This window comes from Flavobacterium branchiicola, from assembly GCF_018383905.1.
GTDB classification, from domain to species: Bacteria; Bacteroidota; Bacteroidia; order Flavobacteriales; family Flavobacteriaceae; genus Flavobacterium; species Flavobacterium branchiicola.
In genome coordinates, this window is sequence record NZ_JAGYWA010000003.1 from 273,213 (window position 1) to 287,731 (window position 14,519).

At 34.2% G+C, this 14,519-nt stretch carries 4 protein-coding genes; 1 reads left to right on the forward strand and 3 read right to left on the reverse strand.

What is annotated here, in order from left to right:
• Positions 1 to 505: 505 nt before the first annotated feature.
• Positions 506 to 1,336, reverse strand: coding sequence for a M57 family metalloprotease (locus KHA98_RS08280; protein WP_213257117.1), 831 nt, complete (start codon positions 1,334 to 1,336; stop codon positions 506 to 508).
• A gap of 521 nt (positions 1,337 to 1,857) precedes the next feature.
• On the opposite strand from KHA98_RS08280, the gene KHA98_RS08285 reads away from it, so the two are divergent.
• Positions 1,858 to 4,572, forward strand: a complete 2,715-nt coding sequence (locus KHA98_RS08285; RefSeq protein WP_213257119.1) for a S8 family serine peptidase — start codon at positions 1,858 to 1,860, stop codon at positions 4,570 to 4,572.
• A gap of 287 nt (positions 4,573 to 4,859) precedes the next feature.
• On the opposite strand, the gene KHA98_RS08290 is transcribed toward KHA98_RS08285, so the two are convergent.
• Both KHA98_RS08290 and KHA98_RS08295 read right to left on the reverse strand, forming a co-directional pair.
• Entirely contained in the window at positions 4,860 to 14,015 is a 9,156-nt protein-coding gene (locus tag KHA98_RS08290; protein ID WP_213257126.1) for a Tc toxin subunit A-related protein, read from the reverse strand.
• 30 nt (positions 14,016 to 14,045) lie between these two features.
• Positions 14,046 to 14,519: a hypothetical protein gene (locus tag KHA98_RS08295; protein WP_213257128.1), complete on the reverse strand. Its 474-nt coding sequence runs from the start codon at positions 14,517 to 14,519 to the stop codon at positions 14,046 to 14,048.

Sequence of the window (14,519 nt, forward strand, 5' to 3'; positions counted from 1 at the left end):
TGCTATGTGCAAGAAATATATTTCTTTTTTGCATTCTTTTTAGCTAAAAAAATCTATGTTTCTATGTGTTGAATATATTTTTTTGATCAACCTTGTAGACTTTATACCTTTTCTGCTATAAACTAATTTAGTTTTTTAAAATTTTTACATTAAACACCAACAGGACATATAAACCAAATTTACAAAGCCAATGGAAGACAGACACTACATACGGTAAGCCAATATCTTCAAATCTTCCATAAAATGATGCGAAATTTGTCCGTTTGGGGTCACAAAATTAAAATCCCATTTCAAACGAAATGGGATTTTTTTATGCCTTTTTTCTATTATAAACGATACTTTTTCTCTCACAAAAAGTTAAAAATATTAGAGCAGAGTCTGATAACGTATGAGGATTAATAGTTAAATAGATAATTACTTTATAAATTTGAAGACATGCAAAAAAGGCTGTTCATAAATTATGAAACAGCCTCTTTTATTTTGTAAGAGTCCCTAATGTGGTTTTTTAATATAAATAATTCAAAGCTGTAATGTCATTAGCATTGAAAGCTCCTGTTTCGTTTGAAGAAAAACATGCTCTCATATACGAAGTAGCATCATATCCTGAAGGTGTACCCGGGATAAGAATTGCTCCAACACCTGCAGTACCTTCGTTTGAATTCTGTCCGCAGCTTTGACGGCTGAACCAGTCTGTATGACGAAGACCAATACAGTGTCCTATTTCATGTGCTGCCACGTGAGCATTTACATTTACTGAATAAGTATCCAATCCGGAATATAATGTAACTGAATTATATGGATTTCCTCCTGAAGGAAAACCGGCTACACCGCCAGCAGATCCGGATTGTCTCCGCACTACAATGTTTGCACCTGAAGTGCTTGAACTAAAAGTTAGTGTAAATTTGATAGACAATCCTAAATTATTGTATCTGTTTATAGCTGCCTGCAGTCCATTACGCATGTTGGTGCTCAGCGCTGTAGTACCAGTGCCTGATAATCCAACTACTTTTATCGTTTTTGGAGTACTTACTAAATTAGTAGTACGGTATTGTTCTGTAGTAATACCTCCGTGAAGATCCATTTTACTTAATTGCTCTTGTGTGATGATAATATCACCTTCTACCAAAAACGCATCCTCAGTTGTACCCTCCAGAGTAGTATTCTGAATTACCTGAACATCTGAAGTATTTAAAGAAAGTGATTTCAGTTTGTTTAACACCTCTGGTGTTACTTTAAGTGACTGTTGACCTGATGGTTTGGCTTCGTCGTCTTTATTACAAGATAATAGCAGTGATGCGATAAATGACAAAACAATTATTGATTTAATTTTTTTCATAATAATTAGTTTAATTTGTTAAATAAATTGATAAATAAGGGGACTTTTACAAAATATTGTAATATTTGTTATCAAATTTATATAAATTTTAATCTTAAAATACTTATAAAACAAGTATTTAACAAATTTAACATTATTTGTTATAATAATTTAATCAAAATTTTTAACAATATTTATCGGATGATTGCGCCAGCCCAACAAATCCGGTAGAAAACTAAAAATCAACTCATTAAGAATGTAAAAATCGCTCACAACTATAATTTTGTTCAACAGGCATTGAAAACTGATTTTAGAGTTTAGAATGAGATCTAAAAATAAAATTTCACTTGCCAAAGAAATAGTAATTGAGCAAATGAGTAAGAATGGGCACAGTAAAAAATAATAATTTTTTTACAAATATTTTAATAACTTTGAATGATATGCAGTAGATAGATTTTCAAATCACACCCTTATAGAGTTTCTCTTTACTCAATTACAATGAGTTACCAAATAACCCCAATTGCCTTAAAAACCTGCAGTAAATGAAGATCAAGATTACTTTTTTACTTATTATGATAACCACAATCAGTTTCTCGCAAAGCTCTGATAAATGGACACAGTACATAAAAAAGGAAAATAAAATAAAATTGGAAAAATATTATTTTACTTCTTTAGAAAATGCACATCAAAACCACTATAAAATAGTAAAAAAGCTCGACAGTGCTTTTTGTATTATCGAAAATCAAAGTGCCGGATTTAACAAGACTTTACTAGATATTCGCCCCGTTAATAATTTATGGAAACTGCCATCTAATTTTTCAACTCATAAAGAAGACAAACCGTATATAATTGCCTCTGATTCTCTTCAAAGATTAATTTCTGACTTAAAATCAATAGACATTTCTGATCTCGTAATACTTGATAAACATCTTGTAATGATAAAAAGTGATTCCAAAAAAATTATGGATCAAGTTGCAGCCCTGAGTCGTGTATCGTCTATTTCAGAGGAATCACTGCTGCCAAAAGCGGAATCTAAAATAACAGATCAAAATTTTAGTATTAACCGTATCAATATGGCTCACGCAGATTTTCCTTTTTTGAGCGGTGAAGATCAAATTGTAGTAATAAAAGATGATTTTTTTGATGTAAATGATATTGATCTTTTAAATAAGCATATTACCTCTACAATACAATCTATTGTTGTATCAGATCATGCAACGGCAATGGCTACAATAGTTGGTGGTATTGGAAATAGTTCTGTATTAGCAAAAGGTGTTGCACAAAAAACAAAGCTCCTATCATCTGATTTTTTGAATATTTTTCCTGATGAGATCGAAACTTTACAGGGAGCCACGACCGCAAATCATTCTTACGGGACAGTCATTGAGAATTTTTATGGATCGCTTGCTAATGCCTATGACAATCAATTATTCTTAAATACAGATTTAACCCATTGCTTCTCTTCTGGAAATACAGGGCTTCAGGGCTATAAATCTATTACCGGAAACTTTAAGCAATCCAAAAATGGTATTGTACTGGGATGTATTGATCAAAACGAAGTAATTATGCCCTTTTCCTCAAAAGGACCGGCTTACGACGGCCGAATAAAACCAGACCTGGTAGCGTTTAGTACACAAGGAACTTCAAATTCCTCAGCATTGACTGCAGGAATTATTACGCTTATGAAGCAACATTATAAAAACATAAACAACAGCATGCTGACCAATGCTATGACAAAAGCAATTTTGATTAATAGTGCAAAAGATCTAGGCTACAAAGGCCCCGATTTTACTTATGGTTACGGCAATATCAATACTGATAAATGCCTGAAAACGATAAGCGAGAACAGAATCATATCTGGCAGCCTGACCTCCGGCCAGACCGGGGCACATAGCTTTAAAGTTCCTGAAAATGCAAAAAACTTAAAAATAACACTCGTCTGGAATGATCTTCCAGCTGCGATCAACAGTAATATAAGTCTGATAAACGATTTAGACTTAGAAGTTATTACGGCAGACAACACTGCTTTTTTACCCTGGATACTCGATCCTAATGCACCTGAACAGCCTGCTGTGAGAGGAAAAGACAAGCTTAACAATATAGAACAGGTTACCATCGAAAACCCCATATCGGGATCCTGTACGATCAATATCAAAGGTTCATACGTTTCAAATACTTCCCAGTCCTACAGCATTGCTTATGAATATGAATTGAAAAATCAATTTCAATGGAATTATCCCGTTGCAAATGATAATTTTCCTTATAACGGCAAAACAATTTCACCTTTTAAATGGGATTCTTCTTTTTCGGCTACCTCCGGAAAATTGTCTATCAGTTATAATAATGGGCAAACATGGGAAATTATCGCAAATGATATCAATCTCGATTCGGGACAATTTACCTATACTCCTTCAGAAAAAAGATTCTCTAAAGCAAAATTAAAAATGACCATCGATGATACCGATTATATTTCTGATGACTTTATTATTTCATATGATTTAAATATTCGTACCAGCTTAGTTTGCAACGGTACAACAGAAATAAATTGGGATCAACCTGCAGGTGTTGCTTCTTTTAATATTTATAAACTTACAGGAGATCATTTAGAATTTAAAGAGCAAATAACAACAACTGATTATACTTATACAGATGGAAATATTTACACTGTTTCTCCTGTATTTGACCATAACGAAGGAATAAAAAGTGAATCAACATTACATTATGCTCAAAACTCAAATTGTTATTTTGAGCTGGCTTTTGCCGAAGTTTATCAGAAAAATAAAATAAAGATTGATGCCAGCCTTTTTAGCTTGTACAATATCAAAAGGATCGAACTGGTAAAAATAGTTAATAATGCCGAGAGTGTTATCGGTACAATAAACGACGTCAGTTTAAAAACATTCAGTTTTTTCGATAATGAACCAGCTGATGGCAATAATAAATACAAAATAAATTTAATTTTAGAAAATACCAATACAGTAAGCTCTCCAATTCTTGATACTAATTATTCAGGCAGTGCTTTATTTTATATCTACCCCACATTATTACGTAAAAATGAAGAATTATTTATTGAAGGCCCAAAAGATGAGAAAGGTATTTTCTATCTCTACAATATCAACGGACAAAACACAATGGTATATCCCTTAGTTGCAATAACCAATAACATCAATCTAAAAAATACTTCATCAGGAATTTACATCTACAAAATAATTACAAGTTCAGGCGCAGTTCAAACAGGGAAAATAGCCGTTTATTAAATGGTATTTAGTTTTATTTATTCCAGAAATTATGGTTCTGTCGCAACTATCAAAACCAAATTTTAGTTATAGAGGCGACAAAATCCTATTTTATCCTGCTACAGACATTTGCCAGCTTTTCAGTTGAACTCTTCGGAGATCGGGAGTAATACTAATTGCTTTAATTAGAAATGGCTTCACAGTCATCCTCTTCCTTTTTCTGATTAAAAGAAAATCTACTGTATTGCCTAATTGATCTAACGCTCGGTATAAACTATTAACGATTTTTTTCTAAATTCCATTAATTTTCAAAAGCCATATTTCACAACCATTATTACTTCTTCCAATTTCAATTTGTCTGCGTCAGCAACCGATAAACTAAAAGGCACATCAAGTTTAATATCCGAATTGATGCCACGACACAAATTCAATTCACTTACTTTGGAAAGATCTATTGTTTCGGTTTCATCAATATTGAGTGCAAAACTGACCGGATTTCCTTTAACTTTTGCTAAGAACATTACTTGTTCTATATGCACCGAATTAATAGACTGGGCCAAATAGGGTAATCTTACTTTGCCAATATTCAGTTCAACTACACCAGATTTCTTGAATAAAAGCCACTCATTTGGTAAATCATGTTTCATATTTAGAGCCAAATGCAAACCAGTTTCATTCAATTGCTGCTTAATGTTTTCCAGTTGTTTAAATACGGTCTTTGTGGCATTTAGCTTTAATCTTTCTCCGCCTTCAATGGCTGTATATTTGATATGCACAATAACATCGGTAATAGTTGCGTAGTCAAATTGGCGAATTTCCGGTAATTCAAGACGCCATTTACTAACAGCACCAGCACCTTCAAATGGCAGGTAACGCTCGTCTTTAAAATTCAATTCAAACATACCGCTGTCATTTTGACCAGTACTGGTTGCAATAGCATTAATCGGAATTCGGTAGGTGCTAAAACGGTCATCTGTATCCTCCGTATCCTCTTGATACGTTTTACCCCCTACTGCGGTATTTCTGAATTTATTTTCCAGCAGGCTAAATTTGGCATTAACTCCCGTATAAGGCCCTGCAATGCATGGCATTGATACTGATACCGACTTAATACGACGTTTGTATTGTCCGGGATAATCCATATCAAACAATACTTCAGGTATTTCAAACTCGCATTTGCCTGTTTCCCTAAGCTGGATAAGTGCCAATGGGCTTAATAAGCATAAAGAAACATGTTTTGTGATTTCATAATCATACCCGCGCTCGTTCTGATAAGCGGCTTCCATTTGTTTTAATCCTACATAAAGTTGTTCTCCAGCGAGTAAGCCATCTCGTCCGGCATCCCAATAGCCAGATTGTATGAAATTAGAATTGCTTATACCTCGTTCAAAGCGATATACTTTTTCAGCTTTTTTAGACAGCTCATGCGCCAGACTATATACCTGATGGTACAATGTTTTTAGACTACCGCGCATCCAGGTATACAATTCTTCATTAGTATATTTATTTTTTAAAAAATCTTCTATTTCCAGTGCATTATCGATCATTTTTTGTTGGTTGGCAATTTCCTGATTGGCAATGGCGATACGGATTTTCTGAGCTGTTATTTGCTTGTCTATTTGTTTCAGTTCATAACCTGCAGAATTAGCTTGCATAACGCGTTCTTGTAAAGCACGTTTGAAATTTCCTTTTTTACCAGCTGATGAAGATTGGTAAGAAAGATGATCTGCATAAATTCGTAAACCTCTAGCAACCGCTGATGTAGCATTTGCCAAGTTAGGAAATCCCCAAGATACAGCAACCCCTACTCCTAAAGGTGTACCGTGACCATTTATCGTTGGTAATGCATGGAAAACCGAAGCCAATGTCTCTACTACTCCAATACCAGTTTGCCAATCGGCAGCAGCACTGGCCTTATCCATATCTTCTTTCTCAAAAGGTATAAGTTTCAATCCGCTTTCATCCACAGGAGCTTCTATGCTATTGACAATTTCAGTAAATTCGGCATCCAATCCCGGTATTTTACCTAAATCCTCCCCTATCAACTGCAGATAGTATTTCATGCGATGTTCAGGACCTTTACGATTCTGTTCCAGACCATCCATATTTTTCTGCGCCTCTTCCAATTGCATTTTTTTAATTTCCATGACCAGATTATGCATTGCATTTTCATGTCTGGAACGTATTAGCGCAATGGCTTCGTTGTCTTTTTTCTCGATTACGGAAAGCAATGCATTCCCCATAGCTTTTAATTCTCCACACAATTCCAATGCTTTTTGGAGCAAATAATAAAAACGATAGTTAGGCATTGGTGTATTCAAATCATTTATTACTGAGGCAATGCTCAATCCCTGTGCCGCAGCTTTTACTAATAATGCAGGATCAATTGGCGGTTCAAACAATGGTAATTTTCGGAATACCCCATCGATATTTTCACAATGGCGTATTTTATATAATCTATCGGCAATGGTATCCCAATAGCCCATAAGTTTAGGATTGTTCGGTATGCAGAAATAGAGCGAAGAAGCCAAACCGTATATATTTGCAAACGCTAACTCGCCATTTACTGCGCCAAAAGGCAACGCAGTTTGATTGCTGAATGGAGCTGCTAATTCCAACTCTACCATGGCATTCCCAAAAGCATCCCATTTGTCTAGTAAGCCAATATAAGTTTGCGGTTTTGTAATTCCGCGCTTAGGAATAATCATCGGACGAGGTCCCATAATATGCATGGCTAAAATATACAATTGTGTTGCCTGATTAATACTTTCGATAGTGTCTTGTCGGAATAGATAATCGCCCCACGCCACCAGATTATCAATATATTTCATTACGACCCATTTCATGTATGCCACCGGACGGTTACGAGCTACCAAGTGTGGCATAAAAGGTTTGTTACGCCATTCGTTAATGGTTTGGTCGGCCTTATTTGGTTTGAGATTATTAAAAATGCCATCTAAAATTCTTTGGCTGTTTGTTTCTTTGAATGGCGTAAATTGCCAAAAACGTTTATCATCAGAACCTTCGGCAATAGGATTAAACACAAAATGATACCATTTCATAGCCTCTTCAAATTGTTGCGATTTACTTAATGCATCAGCCAACATCATTGGCGTATGTAGAAATAGTTCCCAATTATATAAAGAATAAGGACGTTTGAGCTCATTGTATATTTCGGGAGTATCTGCATCTCCATCATGGTCATATTTGCCAAAAGCATCTTCTTTATCATTTATTTGCAGGTTATAATTAAAGAATTCTTCCAGTTTCCCCAAATTAATTTTACCCATTAAATCATTTGTAAAAGGATGATGGAATTTTAGTGTATTAGAACTGCCATTATTCCAGATTAATTTTTCTTTTGATGATTCTTCATTAAAAGAAAAATCAAGATTGCGGGCAAAAGTTGGGCTATTAAGCTGCCATGAGTACATTTTCCCGTCCGACTGATTAAAATAATCAATTGGAATTGATACCGTTCCTATCGCTGATCCAACTTTTATGGTATTTCCTTCAAATTTAAATGCACCAAGATAACCTCCATCAGTATCTTTAAGATCATCTACATTAATTAGTATTTTATCATCGCTTATAATGGGGATGAATTTAAAAAACGGAATATCATGAGTACTATCTTTAGGATTTGTAGCCAAAACATCTTTGCTCAATTGTTTTTGCGTCCATTTACCATTTCGATACTCACTCCATGCCATTTTTATTTCAAAATATTCTACAGGTAAATTACTATTAACTGTTGTATCTCCAAGAGTTTTCATTAAATCATTACCACTCTTAGCTGGCCTTGTTTTTTTTACAATCTGAGGAAAGAAAATCAGCAAGCGTCCATTCCATACCACAGCTGTTAAAAAACAACCATTATCGGTAACTTTCCCGCTTGTATCTTCTATATCATAACCCGGAATATCCACCTGCATTTTTTCCCAAGGATACCAATTCATTTCATCCAGAGCCAAATAGCGGTAATAATAAAAATAGGCAGCATTGCGGGTGCGGGAAAACACATGCAATTTTGCTCCCTTGTTCCATTTTTCGGATGTTTTTTCGCCGTCAATATACAAGCTTACCACTTCCATATTAGCCACTTCATCAACTTTGTAGAGGTAGGATTTTAACGCGTCAATGACATTTTGCTTGTTGATATCTTTTTGCAGTAATTCTCCTTCTAATTCTTTAAAAAACGGACTCTTATCATCTCGTAGGTTACTTTCAATCCAATTTTCGGGATATAAGAAAACTTTACGATTGGCTTCCCAAACTCGGTAACGTTGCATCCAATCCCAACGTTCTCTATCTAATATATCTGGCGCAATTCCGCTATATTCTTCTTCCAATCCCAAGAAACAGCGCTGTACAAATAATTGCACCGATGATAATGCCTGTTTAATACGTGAAGTTTCCATACAGGCATCCATTTGAACATCTATCAGAAAATATTCAAATAGGCTATCTGCATCCGTTACTCCCCAATCTAACAATGTTTGCTGTTGCAGCAAGAATCCAATTAAGGCTTCTTTCTGGTTATTACGCAGTTTATCGCTCAATGGTTTTACAGCCTGTTCCCAATCAGTTTGATTGTATTTGGCACGAATTGCATTTTTTATACTATCGGCAATTATCCTGCATTTGTTGAATTTAGAAGTAGGAATTGCCCATTCAAAAAGCAAATCAATGTCTACACTTATCTTATCAGCAACAGCCAGAGCTGACTGCAGTTTTAATAGATTTTTTTCGTTGTTATAATCCTGAAGTTGTGTTATATTGAAATGATTTATCGCAATTAACTTCTCTATTCGCTGTTTTTTCCATGCTGTTAGTTCAGCAATTTTAGTGCTTAATGATGTTACATCAGATAATGGATTGTAAGTCCAATTCCAGAAATCTAAGATGTTGAATTCAGATTGAGGCAAAGAGTTTCGTAATCTGGCATACCCCTCCAGTCTCAACCAATGGATTAATGTCAACTTGTTAAAATCCAGATTATCAAAATGAGCTTTATTTTTTTCCAGAAACAGTATTTCATCTGCACTTAAATCAAAACCAGTGACCAGCATAGCTGCTTTTTTTAATGCTATTAATGCGGGTTCACACTGCTGAGAAGCAAAGTCAGGAATTAATGCCGATGATGGAATAGCTGCAATGGCTGAGGCAGTTGTTCTCCAATAGATATTTTTTAATTCTACGCCGATAGTCGATAATTTATACAATTTGCCAGATTGGAGCACAATATCATTGCTCCACCATTCATTTGTGGGATCTTCCTGAACTGTAAAACTCAATATAGTTCCGTCAATACTAAGTATAGGTTGAGCATCACTGTTTTTAATAACAAACGTATATGTGGCAGTTGATGACGGAATTAGGTATCCATTCCAATTATTTTCAACAGGCTTACTGCTTTCTTTTATTTTCTCAAAAATACTGAATAACGAAACAGGAATATTCCCTGTTTTAAGTATATCAGTAATCAATATATCGGTACTATTAGGTTGCAAACCTACTATGCCAGACAACGTGTTTACAATAAAGCGATGACTGAGTTCCTGACGCAGGTAAGGCATGAAAATTTCTAAAAAAGCTATTCTTTTTTGAGCAGCGGTATTGATATCAGGATCTCCTTCAAGTATTTTATCAATAGGTAAACTTATGTCACCTGTTTTAATTATTTTTTCTAATGCTTCTTTTTGAGCGGCTGTTTTTGTTTTTTCAGTATCAAAAACTTTAGACAATAATTCTTTGAATTGCTTATTTTGCTGTTTTTCAACCCTAATCAATGCAGATATCCAATCTGGGTCGTTACTGATTGCTTTATAATCAATGCTTTCAGCTTCGGTTAAGATCCCTATTATTTGGATACTGCCATTTATTTTATCATATTTTAATTTATTTTGTAGTGTTTTATCTTCTGCCAGAGTAAACGCTATGTTTTTAGGAGCATTGGTTATAAATACATTTGTACCTTCTAATATCCCGATGACTTTTTCGACAATATCTGTTTCAAACAGCAAACTTGCTTTAGCTCTTACAAATTCTGTTGTTGCTTTTTCTCTGAGGTTGATTTGTTGTAATGCTGCTTCGGTGATAGTTTCATCAGGCTTTACATCCTGTTGTGTTTCGTCGATTGTGTTTAATCCATCATATATGGATTTTGCTAAAATTAAAATTGATTTCTGTGTAGGTTTAAACGGTTTTTTAGTATCGTCAAAATCTCTAATAATATAATTGAGTTCTTGTGGTGTAAAACCAGCATCATCTATTTGGGATAGATTCTCTATAAATTCAAGTGTACTGTAGGCGTCATTAAATATAGTACCAAATAAAGGAACGATATCCATAAATGCAGGAATCTTGTAGCCTAAAATTTTTGAAAGCAATCGGTAACGATATAGTTTTGACAGATTACTGAAGGTCAATTCATCTGTCATTTCTGTAGCTTCCATAACCGTTTGTAAATCATCGGCTGTATAATTTAAAGCTGCCATCAATACCGGAAAATGCTCTGTAATTGTAGTATTTACAGTAAGATAATTACCATTTACATTAGCTTTAAAAACCTTATCAATGCCTAACACGTTGTGTGTTAAGAAAAGTTTCTTGTAAAGGGAATATTCACCTGCTGCACTAATATCTGTCCAAAAAGCTAGTAGCTTTATTACTTCAATTCCTGTTTTATCTAATAGTTTTTTTACAGCTACCAATTGATGTATTAAGGTTGTTGAAATATCATAATCATGATGGCAATCTTCGCTGCAATCATCGCAATCACATTCATCACAATCAGAACTGTCGCATTCATCATTACAATCATCACAAATAGAATCATCTTCGCTTAAATCCTCTTCATTGTCTACCGTTTTTTGGATACTTAATCCAATAATTGCTTTATCTAATTCATCAATTGTCCAATCTAATTTTCTCCACAATCGTATAAAACGATGTATACGATCATATTCGTCAGCAGTAAGTGGTGTTCCGTCTAAATGCTGCAATAGGGCCGTATTTAAATCACAACTGTCTTTTTGTTCTAAGAAAATGAGATACACCTCTGCATCTATTATTAAGAATAGGCCTTTTTCGCCCTTGTCACCTACAAATTTTATTTGCTCCCAACTTTTAGGATCTGCTTCTTCATTTTCATTTAAAAAAGTGACTTTTCCTGTTTTTTTATCAATTTGACCAAGTGGAAGTACTTCTTTTCCTCCATCATAAAGTATTTTACAATTTTCAACCCTTATGCTAAAATCATTATCAAATAATTTATCATTCTTAAAGAGTATTTTCCCATTCACACATCCTCTACCACTTTCTATGACTATCATTTTGCCTATTTTCTCAAAATGACATTTCACCCAACAGATAATATCCTTGTCACTTATTTCTACTTTATCTTTGCATGAATCAGGACAGCTTAGTACTTTTTTGTTTGTTAGTATTTCTATCTGATCTTTAATCATTGGCAATAAATCAGCAAATTTTTCTAATTTCACCAAATCTTCAGCCATTTTATCAATACCATGTATTTTAGCATAATTTTGTAAAAAACGATAGCTAAAATGTAGACTTTCCGTTATGTTTTTCGATTTCCCTTTGGGTAAAAACGGATTGATATATTCTGTTTTAAGTAAATCTACAAGGTTGAAATAATCAATTCCTGTACGTCGCAAAAATTCTTTTTTAATTAATGTGAGTCCATTATCACTCAACATTGTTGCATTATCATCATAGCCATAATATTCACCAACAGATTTCACACCAATGAGTTCCTGATATTCAGAATCTGTAAATGTTTTATTTTTAAGCTTATTCATCAGAGCTTTACTTTCAAAGCATTCCTTTGTGAGTATGATATATTCTTCTTTAGTAATATTTAAAAATTCAGAATCAGAAGCCCTGTCTAAAACCTCATCTTTTAATTGAGTTAATTCTGCATTGTTACTACTATTGTTTTTTCTAAAAGTATCTATTACTTCATAGCGGCTTGTTCCTAAATAATCCAAATATATTCTTGTAGCATCAATTGGCTGATGATATGGCAGTGTAAATGGATATACTTCATTTTTTAAGATGCAATATGCCTGATATTCTGTATGCTGAGGTTCTGCAAGCAACTCACTGCTGGTTTCATCGGCTACATTAAAAGGTTTTAAATGTTTGAATGCCACATAACTTTCCATGACTTCATTTGCCAGATCAACATAAGGCAAAATGGTGTTGGTATTTTTACAAGTCAATTCCAGACAGCCTAAATCTGGGCGACGATTAAATAATTTTTCTAACGGGGTTCCGGAAATATTTTTTGGGTTGGATTTTATTGCAACATCTCCCGTGGCATTAGGATCGAGATTGTTGTTGCGCAAATACTGCAATAATTCTACATAATATGCCGCAGCGCTGTAGACGGAAGTACATTCGCCACATTCGCAAATATCAGCATCGCCAAAAAGCATATCCCATGTTAAGTTATTTTTTTCTATAATCTCTTTAGCAGCTTCCTCTGGAGAATAGGCAATGGCATTACTTTCTGTCTTCATGGCTCCCAGCCCTTTTTTTATTTCAGAACCATTACCCAGTCTAATGCTTTTATCAATCATATCAATACCAGTATTCTGACTGGCTTCTTTGAGCGCTATTAAAGCATGTTCATTTCGGACACGTAAATGCTGCGCATTGGTATGAATTTGCAGCAATATTCCTTCGTCTAATCCTTTACCGCTCAATGCAGTTTTAAATTGAGTAGGTGGTATATCTGAAATTTGAAATGCGGTATGGAGTTTGGCATCATACAAAACCGGAATAGCATCGGCAATGGGACTAACCGTAACAATTCTTTGTAAAGTTTTTAATTCCGTCTGAATAGGTTGTTGTAAATCTTCCGGAATTTTTTTTAACTCTTTATTATTTTTGAATACTTCATATACAGAAGTAGTTCTGATATTAAAATCCGGATTTTTTTCTAATAATGCAGCAACTTTTGTACCCACTGCTGTATTTAATACCGGTACTTGTGGGTCTTTTATCATATTGACGACAACCGCGGTAGGTTCAAATTCAAAAAGTTTATGATGCAAATCGATAGCAAATGCTTTTTTATCGTCATTTGATTTTGCTGGCGATATACTTTTTACTTTTTGGATAAAAGCTTCTTTATTAAAATTTAAAGCAATATCACGCATCGAAAGCAATTTGTCATCTTTCTGAAAAAGCTCAACAACAGCTTTATTGTCATTACTCCATTTAGACAAGTAGTGTGTAAACTCGAGATTTTTTACTATTGCCGGTGTAAAACTTTTGTCTTTGGATAGGTTCCTTTTTACCTCATCCCAATTGCCATGATGTATTTTATAAATAGCATCGAATGCTTTGAGCTGGTTTCCGGCTTTTAAATCAAATTTAAAAAAATTGAGTTTAATTTTACTTGGATCTTGGTTGTCAGATTGTGTTGCCATGATATTGTTATTATATGTTTTCTAAATCAGTTATTGCTTTCTCTCCATTTCCTGCAGCACTTTAAGCAAAGCTGGTTTTGCATATGCCCAATTATGGCATTTAAAACTGCGTAGGTTTTCGATAGCTGTTTTACATTTAAAGCAATGTAAATTTGCTATAGCTTTTGGAACTTCTACATTTACAAATTTGGTTTCGCCAAGAATAACTTGAGCAATCATTTCTTTAGTATGAACGTTATCTAACGCTGAGGAAACAATATCCAGCCAATTGATTTCACGTCTGCATTTTGGACATTTTTTAGTATCACCGCTTACCCAAAGCGGGGCACCAATGGTTTTGTCCGGCATACCTAATAATTTTTCTATTATGCGAACATCTTCCTCTTTTGTTACCCATTTTTGCTTTCCCGGTAATGAAGAAGGAGAGTCATATACTGCCTGAAATATTTTATCATTTACGGGTAGGGTATTTTGATGTGTTTTTTTGTCATTTGTAGGTTTCAT

Bases quoted from the DNA above. Each gene is read 5' to 3' on its own strand.
- KHA98_RS08280 (WP_213257117.1), bottom strand. From the start codon at position 1,336: ATGAAAAAAATTAAATCAATAATTGTTTTGTCATTTATCGCATCACTG.
- KHA98_RS08285 (WP_213257119.1), top strand. From the start codon at position 1,858: ATGAAGATCAAGATTACTTTTTTACTTATTATGATAACCACAATCAGT.
- KHA98_RS08295 (WP_213257128.1), bottom strand. From the start codon at position 14,519: ATGAAACCTACAAATGACAAAAAAACACATCAAAATACCCTACCCGTA.
- KHA98_RS08290 (WP_213257126.1), bottom strand. From the start codon at position 14,015: ATGGCAACACAATCTGACAACCAAGATCCAAGTAAAATTAAACTCAAT.